The sequence below is a fragment of the Tardiphaga sp. OK245 genome (assembly GCF_900108575.1).
Classification (GTDB): domain Bacteria; phylum Pseudomonadota; class Alphaproteobacteria; order Rhizobiales; family Xanthobacteraceae; genus Tardiphaga; species Tardiphaga robiniae.
The window spans coordinates 185,709-205,258 of the sequence record NZ_FNWZ01000002.1; the positions used below are offsets into that span (position 1 = coordinate 185,709).

A 19,550-nucleotide genomic window follows, 5' to 3' on the forward strand; every position below is an offset into this window, starting at 1 on the left:
TGTTTTGGATTAAACAGAAGGAAAGCTGGCGATCCCGGCATGACTCGAACATGCGACCTACGGTTTAGGAAACCGTCGCTCTATCCGGCTGAGCTACGGGACCGCGATCCCGGTCAGGAACACCGGGCATGGACAGTTCCATACCAGAGCCGTTCGATCATCGCTACCCGTTGGCAGTTCAAATAGGACGGGGCCGGAACCGGCGTCACATGCCCTTAAAAGATCGGGACATCTATCGGAACGTCTCGGACCGCCCATCGTTGGCTGGTTGTCATAATAACGATGGAGAATCCCGCATGACAAAGATGAAACTTCTTGCTGCTGCTGCCGTGGTCTCTGGCTTGATCGCTACGCCAGTGATGGCAAAGGACCCGATGAATCGCCGGGCGCAGGCCACGCAGGACTATCGCGCCAGTACGGTCGATAGCGGCTATCGTGATTCGGGCTTCTGGCCGGGTGACGTTGCAGCAGGCGTGGTTGGCGGCGCGGTCGGTGTAGCGGGTGCGGCTGTGGGCACCGCCGGGGCCATCGCAACTGCGCCGTTCCGGAACAGCTACAATTCCTATGATGGCTACAATGGCGTCCCGCGCGATTCCTACGCACAGCGCATGGGCTTCGTGTGTCAGCCGGGAACTTGGTTCCGCGGCGAGGACGGCCGACGACACATCTGCCAGTAATACAACTGACATCTGAGAAAAAGGGCGGCCCAAAGGACCGCCCTTTTTCGTGTCTGCTATCGGATAGAGTCCCAGGCGCACGAAACGAAACGACAACACCGCTCCATCGGACGTGAGCCCGTCGCCTCGCAAACTACGTGTGGTCCCGTGTAGGTGATTGCGCGTCGTAGCAGCGCGATCCAAAACTACTGTCAAGAATGACTCAAAATTCTGAGGTGATCAATTTCAGTGATATGAGAGCAGCAACAGATCTCTGCCTGAAAACACTTCTACATCAGCGTTGTATCGCGAAATAACGCCGGTCTGCCTACCACATGACCGCACTGATGCAGTCATGCTGCACTTGCTCCAAAAGCGGGGAGAAGTAACACATCCGAGGTTGAAAAATGGCCCACAAATGGCGAGAATTGGGTTTGTTATCTACATCGGAACCTACGTGGCTCATTTGTCCGCATACAAGTCACTCATATTTGCGCTACTGACGACCGCATCACTCTCCGGTCTCGCGTTGATGTCTTCGCCTGCCCGTGCGCAATGGTGGACTGCCGCGCCTGCGGACTATGAAGATTGCGCCGAGCGCATCGAAAAATCGACGGCTTCGAAAGACGCCAAGGCTGTGGCGCTGTCGGATTGCGAAAGCAAGTTCGCGGGACGGCGCAAGCGCGGTGGCGGCTATACGTATCACGACTTCATGCAGAACCGCAGCTTTGATATCGCTGGCCCGAACCCAACCACGGCTGAACAGAAGGCGATCGACGAGCAGTACAAGATCTATCTGGACAATCAGCGTCGCAGCGTCATCGTCGCGGCCTTCGCTGAAAAGCAGCGCGAAGCGCAAACCCAGGCTGCGCTCGAAACGGACTTTCGGCAGACCGCGGAAACCCCAAGCGATGCGAAGCCTGTCGTGCTACCTAGGCCTCGGCCCAAAGTGCGCGCCAAGGAGCCGGATTGCGCGATCGAGCCGCTTACCTGTGGGTGGTCCAAATTGTCATCGGGTCTGAAAGACATCAAGGACGCGCTGTTCGGCACGCCCGCGCCGGCCAAGACCAAGCGCACTTGAGCCATAGCAACCTGTCAGGTATCAATCCGTGATGACCATCGCCCAGAACATCCGGTAGGGCGACTTGGGATTGGCGACGTAAGCGACGCCGACCTTGCGTGCGCCGGACATGAGCAGGTTCTCGCGATGACCTGGGCTCTCTTCCCATTGCCTCAACGTTTCGGGAAATGTCAGGAAGCCCGCCGCGATATTCTCTGCTGCTTTGGATTTGCGGAGCTTCCCCACACGCGCGGAGAAAACACCGCCGACCTCGTGGCTGACCTTGCCACTGGATGACATCGCCTGCGCCTGAGCAAGCGCGACCGCGTTCAATTTACTGTCCAGCGTGACAGAGGAGAGCTTGTGCGCCCGGCGAAAGGCACTGATCTGGCTCGCATAATCAGCCGCTCTGCTTTCGACAATGGTTGCCACGATCAACGCACCACAGAGCACAAACAACCTCAGGGGGCGGTAGGTCATGACAATCGCTTCACGGATCAGATCCAATGACTATACCGACGACGTTGCGCAGACGATCGCGGCAGCGGGCTTGCGAGCATGCGCAGGCGCCTGCACTTCAGTCGCGCGTCGTTGCTCGGCAAGCCGGGCATCATAACCCGGCGACGGGGTGACCGTCGGAGGAACCACAAATGCAGGTGCGATGGCACCAATGCTTAGTATCGCCGCAACCACAGCGATAGCGGCGCAGGATTTCCGCTTCAAGACCTTCAAAAACAGGGTTCGCATCGATCGCTCCACCCAAGAAAACGGCCTGAAGCGCTAACGAACTTCAGGCCGGCTTCGTTCAGTACGAAAGCTTACTTCTTGGCCTTCTTGGCCTTTGCAGTCTTAGTCACCTTGGTAGCCTTCGTGGCAACCTTCTTCGCCTTGCGGCGACGATGACCGAGCGGAATGCCAAGCTTGATGGCTTTCTGACGCAGCGAACCACCGGTGCGCTTCATCTCCTTGGAAATCTTCTCGAGCGGGGTCTGGGCCTTCGAATGCGCCTTCAGGATCTTCACGTCTTCCTTGGTGTACTCGCGACGGACGAGTTTCTTTTTCGCTTTCTTGGCCATTGTAGCTCCGATTGTTAGTTGAATAATTCGACCGGCACACGCTTTGCCGATGATATGAAAGGATCAAACGCCCAGCCCGGCGCGCGAAGCGCGAACCACCGTCAAATCACGCGGCCTTCTATACTAAAGATGTCGCGAATGACATAGCCCCTGATGTCACATCATGATGTCTAGTATTGAACCAGCCGTACTCCTGCGAGCCTTCTTCACGACGCGAACTGCTACTCGTCTGCGAATAACGGGCTAAAAGACGCTTTACATCTCATTTACTGAGAATTCACCGACGCGTATCCGCAATTGATATTTAACGGATAATCATCGGCTTGATGCGAATGCAACGGATAATGGTACCATCGCATTGACCGGCAGACGCAATTGGAGCATTCGGATAGTTGAGTCCACCGATAGTAGCCGAAATGATTAGTAACATTCTCGTAATGATAGCGCCGAAGCCGGTCCAACACTCCCTTCAGCTCAATCAATTTCACGCTAACTGCGAATCTGATCTGGCGTGAGTGCGGGCGATCCCCTGCCTGACGTCTCTGCGTGCTTGATCAGTGTCATCACGCGCAGCGATAGCGGAGCCGTGATCTGATATTTCGCCGCCAGCTCAACGACGACACCCTGCAAATAGTCAATCTCGGTGCGTCGATCGCGCTGCAGATCCTCCCACATGGACGAGCGCGCATTTGCGTCGATCTTCATCGTCCGCCCGAGCAGCATATTGAACAGGCCGTCAGGTAGCCGCAGCAAATGCGGCGTTAGTCGCGCAGGGATCGGCGTCGCCGAGATGGGCTTGATACCGGCGACTTTCAGAACGGCCAGGCCTTCCGCCATTTGATCGGCAAATAACGAGCGCCACGCGCGCTGTGCAAGCTGCGACCGCAGCGGTATATCCGACAGCGCATTGAGCGCGTTGTTCAAATTGACCAGCAGCTTACCCCACTGGACACCGACGATATCGTCGCTCGCAAGGACGGCAAGATGCGGCACGGATAGCTGCGAAGCGGTATCGGCCCCATCGCGTTCGACGACGATGTTTCCGGACGTTGCGCGGTGAACATGACCATCGTCCTTTGCGATGACATTAAATGGCACCATTCCGCCGAGGATGCGGCGCCCGGGCAGAGCTGCGCGGAGGACCGCAACATTGCCGACGCCGTTCTGCAGGCTGACGACGATCGCGTCTTGCGCTGCATGATCCGCGATCAGCCCCGCCATCTCCGCCGTATCGCCGCTCTTGACCGCGACCAGAATGATCTTCGCCTCGCTCATGATGGCGGGGTCATCCGACAGCCGCAGCTGGCCGGGGGCGAGACGTTGATCAAGTCCCTCGAAGCTCGTCAGCCTCAGACCGTGCCCCTCGATGCTGTCCACGATGCGCCGCCGCGCCAGTATGGCGACGTCGCGGCCGGCTGCCGCCAGGATGCCACCCACGAAACAGCCGATACTGCCGGCACCGGCGATACAAATGGGCCGCGTTTCGATCACGTCATCTCCCGTTCATCCAGCATCCGTTACTAGCAAAATGCCGCAGCGCTGCCTATCGGCGGAACCGACGCGCCTTGTAGGCGTCATACCGCGCAGCTATGCTTTCGCCGGGCTGGCAGAACAGGAGATGATCATGGGTTTGCTCGACATTCTGAATGGCATGGCCAACGGGCCGCGTGGCCCCAGCGATCCCGACGACAAGAGCGGCGGCATGTCGCCGATGACGATGGCGATCCTCGCGCTGCTCGCCTACAAAGGATACAAGCACTTCACTGGTAGCCAACCGGCGGCACAGGGGCACTCGCAAGAAATCCCGCCGCCGAATACGACGCAGGCCAGCGCGCAAGATAGCGGCCTTGGTGGTATGCTTGGCGGCCTCCTCGGCGGAAATTCTGGCACTGCAGCAGGCGGCCTCGGCGACCTTCTGAAGGGCCCGCTCGGCGGTCTGTTGGCGGGCGGAGCCGCCGGCAGCGTGCTCAGCGGTGGCCTCGGCGACCTGCTTAAGCAGTTCCAGCAGAACGGCCATGGCGACGCCGCGGATTCCTGGGTCAGCTCCGGCCCGAACAAGCAGATCTCGCCTAATGATCTCGGCGCCGCACTTGGCGCGGATCAGATCGCGCAACTGACGTCGCGCACCGGCATGTCCCGCGAGCAGCTTCTCGCGGAGCTGAGCAACGAACTACCCGATGCCGTTAATCAGTTCACACCGCATGGCCGGCTACCCACGGAAGACGAAGTTAAGTCCAGCTGGGTTTAACGCGCACTTGAAAGAGGGGATATTGCTATGATCTGGATTCTCGTTGTGGGCTTTGTCGCAGGCATTATCGCCCGCCTTCTGTCACCGGGGCCAAACAACCCCAGCGGCTTCATTCTGACCACTATCCTGGGTATTGCCGGCGCATTCCTGGCGACGTTCATCGGCCAGCAGATCGGCCATTACGGCCCGAACCAGGGTGCCGGCTTCATCACCGCCACGATCGGCGCGCTGGTGGTGCTGTTCATCTGGAACAGGCTGGTTGCCCGCCGGATGATTTCCGATCCGGGCAATCGCTGATCTGCCAGCAATCGAGAATGAAAAAGCCTCGGGCATTACCCGAGGCTTTTTGCTGTTTGACGCAGGTTTCCGATCAGGCCAGCAGATGCATGCCGGCATCCATCCGCACCAATTCGCCCGTCATATTGCTCGATGGCGACGTGGCGAGGAAGCAGATCAGGGCGGCGACGTCCTCCGCGGTCGAGGCCACCTTCAGCGGAACCCGCGCGATCACGGCATCGCGAACTTTGGCAGCGCCGTCCGCACCGCGTCCCTTGGTGAACCACGGCGTATCGATATAGCCAGGGCAGACCGTATTGACGCGGATCAGCGGAGCTAGTGCTCGGCCGAGCGACAGCGTCATCGAATTCAGCGCGCCCTTGCTGGCGGCATAGGCGACTGACGAACCGCCGCCTGTGATACCGGCCATCGACGAGACATTGACGACGGCCGAAGCACGACCCGACGCCTTGGCGCCGGCTTCGAGCAAGGCACGCGCCGCACGCACCATCTGATAGGGCCCGATCGTGTTGACCGCGTAGATGCGCTGGAAATCTTCTGCGGACAGGCCATCGAGATCGTGATGCGGCACATGCTTGGTCATGCCGGCATTGTTGATCAGCGCATCGATCCGCCCCCAGTGCTGGGCAGCCGCGACGATGTTCTTGCAATCGTCGTCCTTCGATACATCGCCTTGAACCACGATGACTTCGGTTGCACCAGCATCGCGGCACAGCTCGGCAGTGGCTTCGGCTTCCTTCTGACTCGACGAATAGTTGATGACAATACGGGCGCCGTCCTTGGCGAGAATGGCGGCGGTCGCAGCACCAAGCCCCGATGCCGCCCCTGTAATCACGACGCACAAACCGTCACTTGCCATCTGCATTTCCTCTGCTTGTTCTGACGCTGATGCGATCTACCATAATGCGGTCGCGCTGGTATACAACGCGGCACAAGTTCGCTTTGCGGAATTAAATTGCGCTGCACCAACACATCATGCCGCCACCGCAGGCCCCTCTGCGGCCAGCCCGCTTGTCTTCCTTCCACCTTTTCCGCATCATGAATGCAAGAAAAGTGGCAGCGCCCATGCCCGGCATTCCCTGCCGAATGAGATGCGCTAGCACACGGGGAACGCCTTGACGGACGCAGACAATATCGTTGCGGAAACCGCGGAACGTATTTTCGCCGATCTCGCTGACGCACAAACCATCAATCACGACAAGAACGGTAGCTGGAAAGCGCCGCTCTGGCAGGCACTGACCGATGCCGGACTGCCGCTCTCATGGGTGCCTGAAGAGTGCGACGGCTCCGGCACCAGCATGGCCGAAGGTTTCAGCGTCCTCAGCGTCGCCGGCCGCGCCGGCGTTGCGGTGCCCCTCGCCGAGACCATGCTGGCAGGCTGGCTGCTCACCCAGGCCCAGATCAAATCGCCGGCAGGAATGATGACCGTCGCGCCGGCAAACCCGCGCGATCGCCTCACGCTCAACGCGGATGGTACAATCACAGGCCGCGCACGTGGCGTGCCGTTCGCGAAGGATGCGAAATTCATCGCCGTCGTCGCCTCCGGCATTGGCGGCGCCTCTATTGCGCTGGTGGACGCCAGCACCTGCCGCATCGAAGCCGGGCTCGGTCTGGCCGATGACCCCTCCGACACGGTGCATTTCGACACTGTGAAACCGGTCACCCTTCAATCTGCACCATCGGGCTTCGATCAGAACGCGCTGTTGCTGATGGGCGCACTCGTGCGCAGCCAGCAGATTGCCGGGGCACTGGAAACCATGCTCGGCATCGGCGTGAACTATTCCGGCGAGCGCGTGGCGTTCGAGAAGAAGATCTCGAAATTCCAGGCGGTGCAGCACAATCTGGCGAAGCTCGCAGGCGAGACCTCGGCAGCCCTCGCCGCTGCCAGTTCCGCGGCTGACGCCTTCTCCAGCGGGGCACCGCTTGACGACGCGCTCTTCCTCGAGGCCGCCGCTGCAAAGATCCGTTGCTCCGAGGCCGCCGAAAAGGGCGCCGCCATCGCGCATCAGGTTCTTGGGGCCATCGGCTTCACGCAGGAGCACATCCTGCATCGCTACACGCTGCGCGCATTGGCATGGCGCGATGATTTCGGCAGCGAGAGCTACTGGGCGGTCGAGCTCGGCAAACTGGTCGCTGCGCGCGGTGCCGACGAGCTGTGGCCTCTGGTCGCTTCGCGCTGATCGAACACAAGAAACGAGATCCTTTCACATGACTGCTGCCCTTCGTTTCGATCCGATCCGCCTGCCGCCCGAATGCGAGCAGTTGCGCAAGGAAGTCCGCGCGTTCCTCGCCGAGGAAATCGCCGCTGGCACTTTCGATCCGCACAAGCCCCAGCGCGAGGACTCGGACAATCCCGAATTCAGCAAGCGCGTTGGTGAGCGCGGCTGGCTCGGCATGACCTGGCCCAAGAAATATGGCGGCCACGAGCGTTCGTTCCTTGAACGCTACGTCGTTACCGAGGAGATGCGCGTGGCCAACGCGCCGGTGCGCCGCTTTTTCGTTGCCGACCGCCAAAGCGGCCCGGTGCTGCTGAAATATGCGCCCGAACACATCAAGATGGACATCCTGCCGCGCATCTGCCGCGGCGAGGTCTGTTTCTCCATCGGCATGAGCGAACCGAATTCCGGCTCCGACCTGTTCGCCGCCAAGACCAAGGCCACCAAGACCGACGGCGGCTGGCTCATCAACGGCAGCAAGATCTGGACGACCTCGGCCCATATGGCCGACTACATGATCGCGATCTTCCGCACATCGACCCCGACCAAGGAAAACCGCCGCCACGGGTTGACGCAGTTTCTGGTCAATATGAAGAAGCCGGGTATCACGGTGAACCCGATCGCGCAGATCACCGGCCAGTACGAATTCAACGAAGTCGTGTTCACCGATCACTTCGTGCCGGACGACCACATGCTAGGCGAGATCGACAGCGCCTGGAAACAAGCCACCAGTGAGCTCGCTTATGAGCGATCCGGCCCCGAACGTTTCCTTGAGACCTATTACGTGCTGACCGAACTGGTCCGCGCTGTCGGCCCGGAGCCGGACACCCGCAGCGCCGAAGGCATCGGCCGCCTTGTCGCGCAACTGCACACGATGCGGCGCATGTCGGTGTCGGTGGCCGGCATGCTGCAGGCTGGCAAGGAGCCGGTGGTGGAAGCGTCCATCGTCAAGGATATCGGCACGATCTGGGAGCAGCAGTTGCCTCATCGCGTACGCGAACTCGCGGCCTTCGTCGACGACAACGCCTCCAATCACGCCACGCTGGACGAGATGCTGGGCTTCGCGATCAAGACCGCGCCGAAACTGACCATTCAGGGCGGCACCACCGAAGTCCTGCGCGGCATCATCGCGCGCGGACTTGGTCTGCGCTGAAATAACTCGTCGTTCCGGGTTCATACCCGCATCTTGCGCGTGTGAACCCGGAACCTCGACATGATTGAACACATCCAGATTCCGGGTCCACACCCGGCAAGCGCCGGGCGCGCCCCGGAATGACGAGGAAACAAATGACCACCTACAAAGACATCGGCGTCGAGACCCGCGGCCACATTGCGATTATCGAGATTCGCAAGCCGCCTCTGAACTTCTTCGACATCCTGCTGATCCAGCAGATCGCCAACGCGCTGGACGAGATCGATGCCAATCCCGAAATCCGGGCGACGGTTCTGTGCGCGCAAGGCAAGGCGTTCTGCGCCGGCGCCGATTTCAGCGATCCCAACCGCAAGGAAACCGAAGCGGCCGCCAAAAGCGGCGACCCCGCTGACAATCTCGGTTCCATCGGCCATCTCTATATGGAAGCCGTGCGTATCTTCCGCGCTAAGAAGCCGATCGTCGCCGCCGTCCAGGGCGCAGCCATCGGCGGTGGCCTCGGCCTCGCGGTGTCGGCCGATTTCCGCGTAGCTTGCCCGGAAACCCGCTTCGCCGCCAACTTCACCAAGCTCGGCTTCCATCCCGGCTTCGGCCTGACGGTCGCGCTCACCGAAGTGGTCGGCAAGAACAATGCGGAGTTGATGTTCTACACCAGCCGCCGTGTGGGCGGAGAGGAAGCCCTGAAGATGGGCCTCGCCAATGTGCTGGTGCCGCAGGCCGAGGTCCGCAACGCCGCCATCAAGCTCGCCGAGGAGATCGCCGAATGCTCGCCGCTCGGCCTGCTCTCTACCCGCGCCACCATGCGCAACAACCTCGCCGACCGCGTCGCCAAGGCGACGGAGCACGAACTCGCCGAACAGACGCGCCTGCGTAAGACAGAAGATTTCAAGGAAGGCGTTGCGGCGACTGCCGAACGCCGGGTGCCGAACTTCAAGGGGCGCTAAGTCCCCGTCGGGTTTGTTTTTCAAACCTCACTTGGAAATGGCCGGGCAGCGCGAAGCGAGCTTCGCTAGACGCCCCGGCCATTTTTATGTCATGGGCACTCTAGTCTTTCCGCACCACCAACGCATCGACGATGGTGGTGCCCTCGCCCGCCGGATGCACCAGTACCGGATTGAGTTCGATCTCGGCAATCTCGCCCTTGAACTGAGCTGCGAGCTGCGAGAGCTGCGCAATCAGCTCCGCCGCCGCCGACACGTCGGCCTTCAGCGCGCCGCGAAAGCCGTTCAGCAACGGCGCGGCCTTGAGTGCGCCTAGCATGGAAGCAGCCTCAGCGGCACTCACGGGCGCCGGACGATAGACCACGTCCTTGAACAATTCCGCCGTCACTCCACCAAGGCCGACCATCACCATCGGCCCAAAGGTCTCATCCAGTAGTGTGCCCACGATGATCTCGACACCCTTGCTAGCCATCGGCGAAACGAGCACGCCCTGCAGCGCGGCCTGCGGTCGGTGCTGCCGGGCGCTGGCGGTCAGCGCGTCATAGGCAGCTGAGGCTTCATTCTTCGTGGTGATGTTGACCCTGACGCCGCCAACCTCGCTCTTGTGCGGAATGTCGCGCGACTGGATTTTCATCACCAGCGGGAAGCCGATCTTGGCAATCGCTGCATCCAGCGATGATCTGTCGGTGACAAGAACCTCGCCTGGCAGCGCGACACCGGCAATCTGCAACAGCGCCTTGCTGTCATACTCGGAGAGCGTTGGTGCGGTCAGATGCTCAGCCAGATCATTCTGCGCAGGTGCCGCTGTAGCAACCGGCTCTACAAGCTTGAATCTTGCGTGATCAACGAGTCGCCGCAACGCTACACTGACATGGGTGAGGCCGGACAAAACGACGACGCCGGACTCGGCGAGACCCATGCGCGCAAAGTTCGACGGCAGCGTATAGGACCAGAACACAATCGGTTTGTTCTGCGCGGCAATGACGGGCTTCAGCTCCGGTGTCTTGAACGGCATCCGCGTCTCACTCGACAGCGAGATGACCACCAGGATCGCATCGACCTCGTCAGACCTGTCGAGCAGTTCAATGGTCTTTTGCAGCCCGCCGCTATGCACCGCCTGGGCCGTGATATCGATCGGATTGCACGGCGACCCGTAGGACGGGATCAGCCCGCGAATCGTCGCCTGAACGCCGTCCGACAATTCGGGCACCTGCAGCCCCTGCACCGACACCGCATCAGCGCCCCAGATACCTGCGCCACCCGAGACGGTGACGACAGCGACGCGGTCGCCCTTCGGCAGCGGCGACGTGGTCAGCACGGCGGCGATGGTCACCGCTTCGTCGAGATCGTTGGAGACGATGAATCCATAGCGCGCGAACACCGCATCATAGGCGGCCGTCCAGCCCGCCATACTGGCGGTATGCGAGGCTGCTGCGCGCTCGCCAGCACCGGAGCGGCCGACCTTTACAACGATGACCGGCTTGCCGAGCTCCGCCGCCTTGCGAGCCGCGGCGAGAAATTTGTCGACGTCGCGAATGCCCTCGATGAACAGCAGGATCACGTCGGTTGCCGTATCCTGCACCATGTAGTCGAAGAATTCGCCGGCACCGAGATCGGACTCGTTACCGGTCGAGATCACGGTGCTGAGGGCAATGCCGAGCGACTTGGCGCGGTTATAGATCGCAAAGCCGATGCCGCCGGATTGCGCGACGATTCCGATCCGCTTCGTGGTAGCGACCACCGGCAGCTGGTCCGGCCTTACATCGACGGTTGGGCTGAAGGTCGCGGCGATGCCGGCAATCTGGTTGTAATACCCCTCCGCATTCGGTCCGGAGATCCGCATTCCCGTGCGCTTGGCCAGCGCCGCGATGGCGTCCTGCATCGCGATGGAATCGCCGCCTTCCTCGGCAAAGCCGGAGGAGATGATGATGGCGTGTTTGACGCCGAGCGTCGCGCACTCCTCAAGCGCGCCGAGCACGACACGCGCAGGAATGATCACGATGGCGAGATCTATCGGCTGCCCGATGGCTGCGATGCTCGGGTGGCACGTCAGCCCATCGATATCCGGATAGTTCGGATTGACCGGATAAATCGCGCCGGAGAACTGATTCTTGCGCAAAAAGGAAAGAAGCAGGCCCGGGATCTTCGTGACATCGCGGGAAGCGCCAATGATGGCGATGCTGGATGGATTGAAGAACGAGTCCAGCGGATGCGGACGTGTCACTGTCATGGCGTTTCCGGTTTATTGTTGTTGCCGTAGCGTTTCCGAGCGAAGTGGATACCGGTTCGCATGAAGGAAACGCGTCAGAAAAGAGGGGATCGTGCGGCGATTGCCGCGATCACGCAACGACGCGAAACGTGACCCCGGCCAGCAGAAATGCATCCCCGGCGCAGGGACATCCGCGTGCCCGTGCGCTGCCGAGCACCTGTGCGACGTCGTTGACGCGAAAAGTGATCCCGGTCATCGCTTCGCTCTTACCCTTGGCGAAGCGCAAACAGCCGTTCGTGAACGCGATCTGCGGATCGTCGTTGCGGGCCGAGGTCAGCGGCACGCCGATGATATTGCTCCAGTGCTGCGCCAGATCGTAATGGTCCGGACTCTGCAGCTCGACCTCGGTGAGCGCGCGCGTGATGTCGTGGCGGATCGCCTCCTGCCAGTCCGGACCGGCCGGCGGATACGGCCCGAAATCGTCGTCGCTGTCTTTGGTGTGATTGAACTCGATGAAGGCGGCCCGGCAATCGCGTGGATGCAATTGCACGCCGTGATAGGGCGGATGATCGATCACATTGGCGGTGCGCACGCCGATGTTGGCGGCGAAGCGCCCACGCTCGTCGGGATCCTCGCAGGACAGGATCACCATATAGCCGCCGCGCCCGCCGGATTTCTCCATGAACCGCCCAGCCGCCGTGCCCGGCTGCGTCGGCGCGACCACTTCGAGCAACGTCGCCTCAACGGGCATCAGTGCATTTTCAAGCCCGTATTTGCCGACATGAGGATCGCGGTAGCAGACATTGAGGCCAAGAATGGCCGCGATATCGCTCACCACTGGCTCCAGATGCGGAGCGACCAGACAAACTTGCCGCAACCGCATCTGGCTCATGATCATTGCCCCTTGAAGACCGGCTTGCGCTTCTCGACGAAGGCCTTGGCGGCCTCTTTGTGATCGTCGGTATCGCTGCAGCGGGTGTGATGGATCGCCTCGCCGTCGAAACAGGCTTCGAGCGTCATCGTCTCGGCATTGTTGATGTTGGTCTTGATATAGCCGTAGGTGATGCTCGGGCCCTGGGCGAGTGACATTGCTAAGTCGCGTGCCGCTGTCTCCACCTCGGCGTCATCGACGACCTTCGTCACCATGCCGAGCGCCAGCGCTTCCTGTGCGGAGAGCACCGGCGACATCAGATAGAGCTCGCGTGCCTTGGCGCTGCCGAGCATCTTGGTCAGGAAATAGGTGCCGCCATAATCACCGGAGAAGCCGACCTTGGCGAAAGCCGTGGTGATCTTCACCGATTTGCTGGCGACACGGAGATCGCAGGACAGCGCGATCGAAAGACCGGCGCCTGCGGCCGCACCGTCGAGCTGCGCCACCACCGGCTTCGGCATCTGGTGCAGAATGCGCGACACTTCCATGCCGCGGCGCAGATTGGCGCGCTTGGCCTCGAACGGCAGCGGCGCGCGGCCGGCCGCCATCGACTTGACGTCGCCACCGACACAGAACGTGCCGCCGGCGCCCTTGATGAGCACGGCGCGGACGTCGTGATCTTCCTGCGCACGGCGTGCTGCCGCGACCAGCCCCTGTGTCATCTCCGGATTGAGCGCATTGCGCCGATCCGGACGATTCATGGTGATGGTCAGAAGACCGTTGTCGAGGTCCTGCAGGACGATGTCGCTCATGATTGCGCTCCTTGTTGTTGTTCTTGATCGTCCGGCAAGCTTCAAGCCCCGACGATTACTTTTTCACCAGCGGACAGCGCGAGGCTTCCAGCGGCTGAAATGCCTGCTCTGCGGGAACGGTCGCGAGCAGCTTGTAGTCGTCCCAGCGGCCCTTGGATTCCGATGGCTTCTTCACCTCGAACAGGTACATGTCATGCACCATGCGGCCATCCTCGCGAATCCGGCCATTCTTGGCGAACATGTCGTTAATCGGCGTCTCCTTCATGAGCTTCATGACCGGAGCCGGGTCCGTGGTGCCGGCGGCCTTCACGGCCTTGAGATAATGCAGCACCGATGAATACACGCCTGCCTGGGCCGATGTCGGCACGCGCTTGGTGCGCTCCTGAAAGCGCTTGGTGAACGCGCGCGTCTCGTCATTGAGATCCCAATAGAACGCTTCCGCCAAGATCAGGCCTTGGGCGGTATCGAGACCGACGCTGTCGATGTCGGAGATGAAGGCCAGCAGCGGCGACAGTTTCTGTCCGCCGCTCCGCGTCAGGCCGAACTCGGCCGCCTGCTTGATCGCGGTGATCGTATCACCGCCAGCATTGGCGAGGCCGACGACCTTGGCTTTGGAGCTCTGCGCCTGCAGCAGGAAGGACGAGAAATCCGACGTATTCAGCGGATGCTTGACCGAGCCCAGCACCTTGCCACCGGCCTTGGTGACGACAGCCGTGGTGTCTTTCTCGAGATCCGCACCGAATGCATAATCCGCGGACAGGAAGAACCAGGTGTCGAGACCATTTTTCACGGTGGCGAGACCGGTCACATTTGCCTGCGCGTAAGTGTCGAACACATAATGCACCGTATAGGGGCCGCAGGCCTCGTTGCTGAGGCGGATTGAGCCTGGACCGTTGAAGATGATGATCTTGTTGCGCGCGCGCGCGATTTCACTCGCAGCCAGCGCGGTCGCCGATGCCGCAACGTCGATGATCGCCTCGACGCCCTGATTATCAAGCATGTCGCGTGCGATGTTGGCGGACAGATCAGCCTTGTTGAGATGGTCAGCAGCAATGATCTCGATCTTGCGGCCCAGCACTTCACCGCCGAAATCTTCCGCGGCCATCTTGGCTGCGGTCTCGCTGCCGACGCCGGTGATATCGGCATACAGACCCGACATATCGAGAATGGCGCCGAGCTTCAGCGGCTTGGTCTGCGCTATGGCACTTGTTGCCGCGAACGCCATTGCTGACGCCAGCAGACCTGAAATGATCTTCTTCAAAAATCCCTCCCTCGGACGCGCCGTTATTGTTCGTGCGCGGTGTTGTTGTTATCGCGATCATGCCGCAACGGAACAACAGCGGCAAGCGGCGGCGCTGCCAAGAATAGCTGCAAAGACATCAAGGTTTTCCGCAAAGCGGAATGGATTGCTGGCTATGATAGACGAGAGGTTGACCGGAGCTCGCAAGGTGGCGTGATGCGTGCCGCATCTGCAAAGTGTGACTTGTCGCATGCCGCAGCGCTGTGGCTGGCAATCGGCATTTCAACGTCCGCGCAATCTGCGTCGGCGGCCTGCATGTTCGCCGCGCAGGGCGAAGGTCGTGTCGCCGACGTGATCGATGTCAGAACATTGCGTTTGAGCGACGGCAACGTGATCCGTCTGGCGGGGATCGAGCCGATCGCGAACTCATCAGGGCCGACGAATGATCTCTTCGCACTGGCCTCCGGCCGTGATGTCACCTTGTACGGCGAAAGCGACATGCCGGATCGCTACGGCCGGCAACCGGCTTTTGTCTTCGTCGATCCCGCTGCGCCGTCGCTCCAGGCGCAGCTTCTGGCACAGGGCGCCGCCCTCGCCTCCGGCACGATTTCCGACAAGGCCTGTGCGGCGGAACTCGCCGCTGCAGAAGGCTTGGCCCGCCGGCTGAAGCGCGGAATCTGGGCTCAAACCAACGTCATAAAAAACGCGGAAAGTCCCGGCGATATCTTGGCCGATGTGGGGCGTTTCGGGGTGGTCGAGGGGCGGGTTCTGTCGGTTCGCCAGGCCGGGACGGTGACCTACGTCAATTTCGGGCGTCGCTGGACTGAGGACTTTGCGGTGACCGTTTCAAGGCGCATGATAGCCGCCTTCGAGACGGCAGGAATTATGCTTAAGTCCCTGGAAAGACGACATATTCGCGTTCGGGGATGGATCGAGAGGCGCGGCGGGCCGCGGATCGAGGCGCTCGGGGTGTGGCAGATCGAAGTGGTCGGCGCCAAGTAGGCCACTTGGGCAGCAAGATCGCTTGAGCGAAGATGATTTGGGCGAATGGGCTGTTTGGGCAGAGAGTGGACGACGTGACGGGTGTGGGACGGCAAACCAGCTTGAGCCGCCGCCTTTGGGCTGCGCCTACCCTGCTGTGCGCCGCGCTCGCTCTATCGGCCTGTGGCGATGCCAGCCGGTTCGAGGCCGCCTCGTCGGTCAAGCCGACGGTGCCGGCCAAGCCGCCGAAGCCTGCCGTGGTGCAGACCCCGGCCGCCGAGAAAGAACACGAGCGCATCCTCGCATCCTATGGCGGCGCCTATGACGACCCGCGGCTGGAATCACTGATCACCAAGACCGTCGATCGGCTGGTCGCTGCCTCTGAGCGACCGGACCTCGCCTACAAGGTCACGATCCTCAATTCCGGCGCCGTCAACGCCTTCGCCCTGCCGACCGGACAACTCTATGTCACGCGCGGCCTGATCGCGCTGGCCAGCGATACATCCGAGATTTCGTCGGTACTGTCGCACGAGATGGCGCATGTACTTGCCAAGCACGCCTCGATCCGCGAAGAGCAGGCACGGCAGGCCTCGATCGTCACGCGTGTCGTGACGGATATGGGCAGCGATCCCGATCTCACCGCACTCGCGCTCGCCAAATCCAAACTGACGATGGCGAGCTTCTCGCGCGCGCAGGAGTTCGAAGCCGACGGCATCGGCGTAGGCATCTCGGCCCGCGCAAAGTTCGATCCCTATGGCGCGTCGCGCTTTCTCGCTGCGATGGAGCGCAACGCGGCGCTGAAGGCCAGCCGCACGCCGCTCGATCCCCGCGCGCAGGACTTCCTGTCGTCCCATCCGGCGACGCCAGAGCGCGTGCAGAATGCGCAAGCCAATGCGCGGCAATATTCCTCGCCCGACGGCGGCGAGCGCGATCGCGAGACCTATCTCTCGGCCATCGACGGCATCGTCTATGGCGAGGATCCGAGCGAGGGTTTCGTGCGCGGCCGCCGCTTCCTGCATCCCAAGCTCGGCTTCACCTTCCAGGCGCCGGAGGCCTTCACTCTCGACAATACGGCGCAGGCGGTGATCGGCGTGCGCGAAGGCGGCAATCAGGCCATGCGCTTCGACGTGGTCCGCGTACCATCCGAACAGACGCTGAGCGACTACCTCAATTCCGGATGGATGGAGAATGTCGACAAAGCCACCACGGAAGAGCTGACCATCAACGGCTTCCCGGCAGCGTCCGCCATCGCGCGCGGCGACCAGTGGCAATTCCGCGTTTACGCGTTGCGCTTCGGCAGCGACGTCTACCGCTTCATCTTCGCTGCCAAGCAGAAGAGCACCGAGAGCGAACGCAACGCCCGCGACACCGTCAACTCGTTCCGCCGCCTGACGCTCGCCGAGATTCAGGCCGCCCGTCCGCTGCGCATCAAGGTGATCACCGTGCAGCCCGGAGACACCGTGGAGTCACTGTCGCATCGCATGAGCGGCGTCGATCGTCCACTGGAGCGCTTCCGCGTATTGAACGGGCTCGAGAACAATGCCAGCGTGAAAGCCCGCGACCGCGTCAAGGTCGTGGTGGATTGAGATCCACCCAAGTACTTTCTCATAGACAACAAAAAAGCCCGGCCTCTCGGCCGGGCTTTTCGTATTCAACTTGCGAGACGCTGCTTATGCAGCCTCGTCCGCGGCGGCGACATCATCGTCACCATCGCTGTCGGCCTCGTCAGCACCGGCTTCGGCGCCTGCCTCGGCCTTGGCGCCACGGCGCGGACTCTTGGCGAGCTGGCCTTCGATCTCCTTGACCGCTTCGGTCTCGGTGACGTGCTGAACCACAGCGATTTCGCGCGACAGACGATCGAGAGCTGCTTCATACAGCTGACGTTCGCTGTAGGACTGCTCGGGCTGCGAGTCGGAGCGGAACAGATCGCGGACCACTTCGGCGATGGCAACGATATCGCCCGAGTTGATCTTCGCTTCGTATTCCTGTGCGCGGCGCGACCACATGGTGCGCTTGATGCGGGCACGGCCCTTCAGTGTCTCCAGCGCGCGCTTGACCAGCGCCGGCTCGGACAGCTTGCGCATGCCGACATTCGCGACCTTCGCGGTCGGAACGCGCAGGGTCATCTTGTCCTTCATGAAATTGATCACGAAGAGTTCAAGCCTGGCGCCTGCAATTTCCTGCTCTTCGATGGCGAGGATCTGGCCAACACCATGCGCCGGATAGACAACGAATTCGTTGGTCTTGAAGCCCTGACGCTGGGTCAGTGGCTTCTTCGGCTCTTCGACGCGCGGAGCCGCAGCGGGCGCCGGCTTGGCGGCCACGGGCTTTGCAGCAACCTTGGCAGCTTCCTTCGGCGCAGCAGCCTTCACAGCGGGCGCAGCAACCGGAGCCTTGGCCACAGGAGCCTTCGCAGCCGTCTTCGGCGCAGCAGGCTTAGCGGCAGTGGTCTTCGAAGCAGCAGCCTTCGGGGCAGGTTTGGCAGTCTTGTTGGGCATTGCACTTCTTTTATTTTTGGAGGACTTTTCAGCCGCAGCCTTCGCGGCGGTCCGGGTGTCCTTGACAGGAGCCCGGGCACGGCCTTTGGTGACAGAATTCTTCGCAGCAGGACCCTTCACAACGCGGCTCGCCGCAGTTGTTTTCTTGGAAGCCTTCGGATCCAAAACCTTCGAAGCAGTAGCCTTCTTCGAAACAGCAGCCTTGGAAACACTCTTTTTACGCGTTTTCTGTGACACAGCCTGCGCGTGGAAACCGCCACGCCCCTGTTTGATGTTTAAACGGGAACCCGGCAGGGCCAAATCGAGCGGCACCACATGGTCCAGCTTCTTGAATTGTGCCTATTATAGCACATTTCCCGCAAAAATCAATGATTTATGCCCTGTCGCGGCCGCTCGGCGGCCGCTTCCGGGGCATAATCGGGGCTAGGGTAAATTTCGTGTGGCTGGGGGTATCGGGGTCACCCAATCAATTGCTTGATCGTTGTGACCGGGGAACTCAGTCGCCCTTGCCAGGCGCCGCCGAGAAATACTTCTCGTACTTGCCTTCCTGACCATCGAATTCCTTGGCTTCGGGCAGTTCGTCGATCTTCTGGGTGATGTTCGGCCACGTCTTGGCGTGTTCCAGATTGATCTGCAGCCACTTCTCGATATTGCCTTCGGTATCAGGCTTGATCGCGTCCGCCGGGCATTCGGGCTCGCAGACACCGCAATCAATGCATTCGTCCGGATGGATGACCAGCATGTTTTCACCCTCGTAGAAGCAGTCCACGGGACACACTTCGACGCAGTCGGTGTATTTACATTTGATGCAATTGTCGGTGACGACGTAAGTCATCCAGAACTCCGGAAACGATCGATATTCAATGTTTGCGTAGCGCACCAACCCCGCTGCCGCAAGGGACGCGGCCGGCATAGGTCAGGGCATTTCGACCAAGGAAAAAGCCTGCCACGAAACCATCGTTGGACGCGGCATCTAGCCTAGATAGTTACTCCGGAAGGTGTTGCAAATCGGTATAGAGCACGCGCGCCGCAGTGGCATCGCCGCGCCGTTCCGAGAAGCCCTCGACCTTCATCACCCGCACGGTGCGATCCAGCGCCACCGTGAGGACGTCGCCAATCTTCACACCGTGGCCCGGCGATTTCTCGCGCTCGCCATTGATGCGGACCTTGCCGCCTTCCACCAACGCAACGGCACTGGTGCGGGCCTTTACCACCCGCGCGTGCCACAGCCATTTATCAAGACGCTGGCGCTCCAATCAGCACACCACCAAATGGCGGCTCGGTGCCGCCTTACA

At 61.1% G+C, this 19,550-nt stretch carries 21 protein-coding genes and 1 tRNA gene; 9 read left to right on the top strand and 13 right to left on the bottom strand.

What is annotated here, in order from left to right; translation table 11 throughout:
* Positions 1–26 precede the first annotated feature (26 nt).
* Positions 27–103: transfer RNA gene (locus BLW80_RS07555), tRNA-Arg, on the bottom strand.
* A 193-nt stretch (positions 104–296) separates the two neighbouring features.
* Between BLW80_RS07555 and BLW80_RS07560 the strand changes: the two genes are divergently transcribed.
* Together BLW80_RS07560 and BLW80_RS07565 are read left to right on the top strand one after the other, a co-directional pair.
* The gene (locus tag BLW80_RS07560) at positions 297–677 is read left to right on the top strand and encodes a hypothetical protein (protein ID WP_089267744.1); all 381 of its coding nucleotides are present in this window, start codon (positions 297–299) and stop codon (positions 675–677) included.
* Positions 678–1,011: 334 nt separating this feature from the next.
* On the top strand, positions 1,012–1,737 hold the full coding sequence (locus BLW80_RS07565; protein ID WP_244528035.1) for a hypothetical protein: 726 nt from the start codon (positions 1,012–1,014) through the stop codon (positions 1,735–1,737).
* Positions 1,738–1,758: 21 nt separating this feature from the next.
* On the opposite strand, the gene BLW80_RS07570 is transcribed toward BLW80_RS07565, so the two are convergent.
* The 4 genes from BLW80_RS07570 to BLW80_RS07580 all read right to left on the bottom strand — a co-directional run bounded on the left by BLW80_RS07570 (position 1,759) and on the right by BLW80_RS07580 (position 4,283).
* On the bottom strand, positions 1,759–2,223 hold the full coding sequence (locus BLW80_RS07570; RefSeq protein ID WP_244528036.1) for a CAP domain-containing protein: 465 nt from the start codon (positions 2,221–2,223) through the stop codon (positions 1,759–1,761).
* A 3-nt stretch (positions 2,224–2,226) separates the two neighbouring features.
* Entirely contained in the window at positions 2,227–2,463 is a 237-nt protein-coding gene (locus BLW80_RS29835) for a hypothetical protein (protein WP_139285791.1), read from the bottom strand.
* 71 nt (positions 2,464–2,534) lie between these two features.
* A complete protein-coding gene (locus BLW80_RS07575; RefSeq protein ID WP_231078919.1) occupies positions 2,535–2,792 on the bottom strand; it encodes a hypothetical protein in 258 nt (85 codons plus the stop codon).
* A gap of 489 nt (positions 2,793–3,281) precedes the next feature.
* A complete protein-coding gene (locus BLW80_RS07580; RefSeq protein WP_093757505.1) occupies positions 3,282–4,283 on the bottom strand; it encodes a 2-dehydropantoate 2-reductase in 1,002 nt (333 codons plus the stop codon).
* Positions 4,284–4,416: 133 nt separating this feature from the next.
* On the opposite strand from BLW80_RS07580, the gene BLW80_RS07585 reads away from it, so the two are divergent.
* A complete protein-coding gene (locus BLW80_RS07585) occupies positions 4,417–5,040 on the top strand; it encodes a YidB family protein (protein ID WP_093758157.1) in 624 nt (207 codons plus the stop codon).
* A gap of 27 nt (positions 5,041–5,067) precedes the next feature.
* A complete protein-coding gene (locus BLW80_RS07590) occupies positions 5,068–5,337 on the top strand; it encodes a GlsB/YeaQ/YmgE family stress response membrane protein (protein ID WP_089267746.1) in 270 nt (89 codons plus the stop codon).
* Between the two features lie 73 nt (positions 5,338–5,410).
* Here BLW80_RS07590 and BLW80_RS07595 read toward each other — a convergent pair whose 3' ends face one another.
* On the bottom strand, positions 5,411–6,196 hold the full coding sequence (locus BLW80_RS07595) for an SDR family NAD(P)-dependent oxidoreductase (protein WP_093758158.1): 786 nt from the start codon (positions 6,194–6,196) through the stop codon (positions 5,411–5,413).
* A 256-nt stretch (positions 6,197–6,452) separates the two neighbouring features.
* On the opposite strand from BLW80_RS07595, the gene BLW80_RS07600 reads away from it, so the two are divergent.
* The 3 genes from BLW80_RS07600 (at position 6,453) to BLW80_RS07610 (ending at position 9,647) form a co-directional block, all read left to right on the top strand.
* Positions 6,453–7,517 carry an acyl-CoA dehydrogenase family protein gene (locus BLW80_RS07600; RefSeq protein WP_093757506.1) on the top strand — a complete coding sequence of 355 codons (1,065 nt, stop codon included), beginning with the start codon at positions 6,453–6,455 and terminating at the stop codon, positions 7,515–7,517.
* 28 nt (positions 7,518–7,545) lie between these two features.
* The gene (locus tag BLW80_RS07605) at positions 7,546–8,706 is read left to right on the top strand and encodes an acyl-CoA dehydrogenase family protein (protein WP_093757507.1); all 1,161 of its coding nucleotides are present in this window, start codon (positions 7,546–7,548) and stop codon (positions 8,704–8,706) included.
* Between the two features lie 134 nt (positions 8,707–8,840).
* Entirely contained in the window at positions 8,841–9,647 is an 807-nt protein-coding gene (locus BLW80_RS07610) for an enoyl-CoA hydratase/isomerase family protein (protein WP_093757508.1), read from the top strand.
* 100 nt (positions 9,648–9,747) lie between these two features.
* Here the strand turns inward: BLW80_RS07610 and BLW80_RS07615 are convergent, their stop codons facing one another.
* The 4 genes from BLW80_RS07615 to BLW80_RS07630 form a co-directional block, all read right to left on the bottom strand.
* Complete coding sequence (locus BLW80_RS07615; RefSeq protein ID WP_093757509.1) at positions 9,748–11,874, bottom strand: acetate--CoA ligase family protein; 2,127 nt, start codon at positions 11,872–11,874, stop codon at positions 9,748–9,750.
* Positions 11,875–11,983: 109 nt separating this feature from the next.
* On the bottom strand, positions 11,984–12,745 hold the full coding sequence (locus tag BLW80_RS07620) for a VOC family protein (RefSeq protein WP_439065200.1): 762 nt from the start codon (positions 12,743–12,745) through the stop codon (positions 11,984–11,986).
* A gap of 2 nt (positions 12,746–12,747) precedes the next feature.
* Positions 12,748–13,536 (bottom strand): enoyl-CoA hydratase, encoded by a 789-nt coding sequence (locus tag BLW80_RS07625; protein WP_170849608.1) that lies wholly within the window; start codon positions 13,534–13,536, stop codon positions 12,748–12,750.
* Between the two features lie 55 nt (positions 13,537–13,591).
* Positions 13,592–14,761, bottom strand: a complete 1,170-nt coding sequence (locus tag BLW80_RS07630; RefSeq protein ID WP_502688596.1) for an ABC transporter substrate-binding protein — start codon at positions 14,759–14,761, stop codon at positions 13,592–13,594.
* 231 nt (positions 14,762–14,992) lie between these two features.
* Between BLW80_RS07630 and BLW80_RS07635 the strand changes: the two genes are divergently transcribed.
* Positions 14,993–15,778 (top strand): thermonuclease family protein, encoded by a 786-nt coding sequence (locus BLW80_RS07635; RefSeq protein WP_093757512.1) that lies wholly within the window; start codon positions 14,993–14,995, stop codon positions 15,776–15,778.
* A 101-nt stretch (positions 15,779–15,879) separates the two neighbouring features.
* A complete protein-coding gene (locus BLW80_RS07640; RefSeq protein ID WP_244528038.1) occupies positions 15,880–17,343 on the top strand; it encodes a M48 family metalloprotease in 1,464 nt (487 codons plus the stop codon).
* 84 nt (positions 17,344–17,427) lie between these two features.
* Here BLW80_RS07640 and BLW80_RS07645 read toward each other — a convergent pair whose 3' ends face one another.
* From BLW80_RS07645 to BLW80_RS07655, 3 genes are all read right to left on the bottom strand, one after another.
* Positions 17,428–18,492, bottom strand: coding sequence for a CarD family transcriptional regulator (locus BLW80_RS07645; RefSeq protein WP_414717033.1), 1,065 nt, complete (start codon positions 18,490–18,492; stop codon positions 17,428–17,430).
* A 259-nt stretch (positions 18,493–18,751) separates the two neighbouring features.
* A complete protein-coding gene (gene fdxA, locus BLW80_RS07650) occupies positions 18,752–19,090 on the bottom strand; it encodes a ferredoxin FdxA (protein ID WP_068730400.1) in 339 nt (112 codons plus the stop codon).
* A gap of 151 nt (positions 19,091–19,241) precedes the next feature.
* Positions 19,242–19,511: an RNA-binding S4 domain-containing protein gene (locus BLW80_RS07655; protein ID WP_093757514.1), complete on the bottom strand. Its 270-nt coding sequence runs from the start codon at positions 19,509–19,511 to the stop codon at positions 19,242–19,244.
* Between the last annotated feature and the right edge of the window lie 39 nt (positions 19,512–19,550).